This is a genomic window from Ruegeria sp. TASC047 (assembly GCF_059612445.1).
Window position 1 is genome coordinate 1 of record NZ_JBXWQP010000003.1, and the last position, 2456, is coordinate 2456.

Annotated in this window: 3 protein-coding genes; 2 read left to right on the forward strand and 1 reads right to left on the reverse strand. The window is 58.7% G+C overall.

The window, feature by feature from the left end; translation table 11 throughout:
* Window positions 1–2: 2 nt before the first annotated feature.
* Complete coding sequence (gene hpaR / locus AC2FLO_RS00530) at window positions 3–443, reverse strand: homoprotocatechuate degradation operon regulator HpaR (protein WP_496755268.1); 441 nt, start codon at window positions 441–443, stop codon at window positions 3–5.
* Window positions 444–549: 106 nt separating this feature from the next.
* Between hpaR and AC2FLO_RS00535 the strand changes: the two genes are divergently transcribed.
* Together AC2FLO_RS00535 and hpaE are read left to right on the forward strand one after the other, a co-directional pair.
* Complete coding sequence (locus tag AC2FLO_RS00535; RefSeq protein WP_496755266.1) at window positions 550–948, forward strand: 5-carboxymethyl-2-hydroxymuconate Delta-isomerase; 399 nt, start codon at window positions 550–552, stop codon at window positions 946–948.
* A 3-nt stretch (window positions 949–951) separates the two neighbouring features.
* On the forward strand, window positions 952–2456 hold a 1505-nt coding region (hpaE, locus tag AC2FLO_RS00540), incomplete at its 3' end, for a 5-carboxymethyl-2-hydroxymuconate semialdehyde dehydrogenase (RefSeq protein ID WP_496755264.1).

Consider the following 2456-nt stretch of genomic DNA (forward strand, 5'->3'; position numbering starts at 1 on the left):
GGTCAGACTTTGACGGCTTGTAGTTCTTCGAGCAGGTTGAGGAGTTGATTGAGTTTTTCTCGTCCCATTTGTTTTTCGATGCTTTGGTAGATCTGCAGAGAGGTTCCGAGGTTTTCGGCGAGGATGTTTCGTCCTTCGTTTGTGATCTTCACCATTGTGCGTCGTTTATCGTGGCTGTCCTGGCGGCGTGATATTTGGCCTTCGGCTTCCATCGTGCGCAGGATGCGGGTGAGGCTTGGCAACAGCAGGCAGGCCTCTTTGGCAATCGAGCTTTGCTCCACTTCACCCAACTCGTCCAGCACGCGCAGGATGCGCCATTTCTGCTCGGTCAGTTGTATCCCCTGCAGCATGTCCCGGATGGGGGCCATGACGGTTTCGCGTGCGCGCAGCAAGGCAATCGGAAGGGCGCGCGAGGTGTTCTTGGTGTGGCTTTGTTCACTCATGACAGTCTTCTAATTCGCAGAGTCAAAAGATGCAAAGATTAACAAAGCAAGTTCTTGACAGCGGGGGCTCCAATTTACTAAACATGTTTACTATTGGAGGGAGCATATGCCACATTTTCACGTCGAGTATTCCGGCAATCTGGAAGACAGGATCGATATGAGTGGCTTGTGCGAATGCATCCGGGCCACGGCTGCCGGGATCAAGACATTTCCCCTGCCCGGTATTCGTGTCCGGGCCACGCGGGTCGATCACTATGCCATCGCGGACGGCAATCCGGCGCATGGGTTTGTTGATATCTCGATCCGCCTGCGCGCTGGCCGGACTGCGGATGTCAAACGGGACGCCACGCAGCGCATTTTTGAGGCGGTTGAGGCCTATCTGTCCCCCGCCTTCGCCGGACATTCCATCGCGCTCTCGCTTGAGATGCGTGACATTGACCCAGACCTTTCGCCCAAGACCGGCACGATCCGGGACCATTTGGACGCGACCAACCAGGAGACCTGATCCATGAGCGCACTGGGTACGAATATCGAGAAGCTGGCGGGCTTTCTGGTCCGGTTTAAGGAAACCGGCATCAAGAACCGAATTGCCGGTGAAGATCGCGACGGTTCCGCAGGGGTGTTCCAATCCACCTCCCCGGTTGACAGGTCGGTGATCTGCGATGTCGCCCATGGCACAGCCGATGATATCGACGCTGCCGCCAATGCCGCCCACGCCGCATTTGCCGATTGGCGCGACATGCCTGCCACCGAGCGGCGCCGCATCTTGCTGAACGTTGCCGATGCGATCGAGGCCCGTGCCGAGGAAATTGCGCTGTGTGAATGCTGGGACACCGGCCAGACCCTGCGCTTTATGTCCAAGGCCGCGCTGCGGGGGGCCGAGAATTTCCGGTATTTCGCGGATCAGGTGGTCCAGGCGCGGGACGGTCAGCACCTTAAGTCGCCGACCCTGATGAACATCACCACGCGCGTACCGATCGGTCCGGTGGGGGTGATCACGCCGTGGAACACGCCGTTCATGCTGTCGACATGGAAGATCGCACCTGCTTTGGCTGCCGGGTGCACCGTGGTTCACAAACCGGCCGAAGATTCTCCGCTGTCCGCTCGCCTGCTGGTGGAGATCGCCGAAGAGGCCGGGCTGCCCAAGGGTGTGCTGAACACCGTGAACGGGTTCGGCCCCGATGCGGGTAAGGCGTTGACGGAGCATCCGTTGATCAAGGCGATCGCCTTTGTCGGTGAAAGCCGCACCGGCAGCATCATCACCAAACAAGGTGCCGATACGCTCAAGCGGATGCATCTGGAACTGGGCGGCAAGAACCCGGTTGTTGTGTTCGACGACGCCGATCTCGACCGGGCGCTGGATGCGGTGATCTTCATGATCTACTCGATCAATGGCGAGCGCTGCACGTCATCCTCGCGCCTGCTGGTGCAGGACACCATCAAGGACGCGTTCGAGGCCAGGCTGATCGAGCGGGTCAACACCATCAAGGTCGGTCATCCGCTGGATCCTGCGACCGAGATCGGGCCCCTGGTGACCGAGGAGCACTATAACAAGGTGACCTCCTATTTTGACATCGCCAAGGAAGACGGTGCGACTGTCGCCGCCGGAGGTGTCAAGGTGGGCGACACAGGGTATTTCATTCGCCCAACCCTGTTTACCGATGCCAATAACCAGATGCGTATCGCGCGCGAAGAGATATTCGGCCCGGTTCTGACCTCGATCCCATTCTCTACCGAGGACGAGGCGCTGCAGATTGCCAACGACACACCATACGGTCTGACCGGCTATGTCTGGACCAATGAACTGACCCGCGCCTTGCGGTTCACCGACAAGCTAGAAGCCGGGATGATCTGGGTGAACTCGGAAAACGTCCGCCATCTGCCCACCCCGTTCGGCGGCGTCAAAGCATCCGGTATCGGCCGCGACGGCGGCAACTGGAGCTTCGAGTTCTACATGGAACAAAAACACGTCGGCTTCGCAACTGGCCAACACAAAATCATGCAGCTCGGGAA

Coding starts and splice junctions, on each gene's coding strand:
- AC2FLO_RS00535 (WP_496755266.1), top strand. CDS start 550: ATGCCACATTTTCACGTCGAGTATTCCGGCAATCTGGAAGACAGGATC.
- hpaR (WP_496755268.1), bottom strand. CDS start 443: ATGAGTGAACAAAGCCACACCAAGAACACCTCGCGCGCCCTTCCGATT.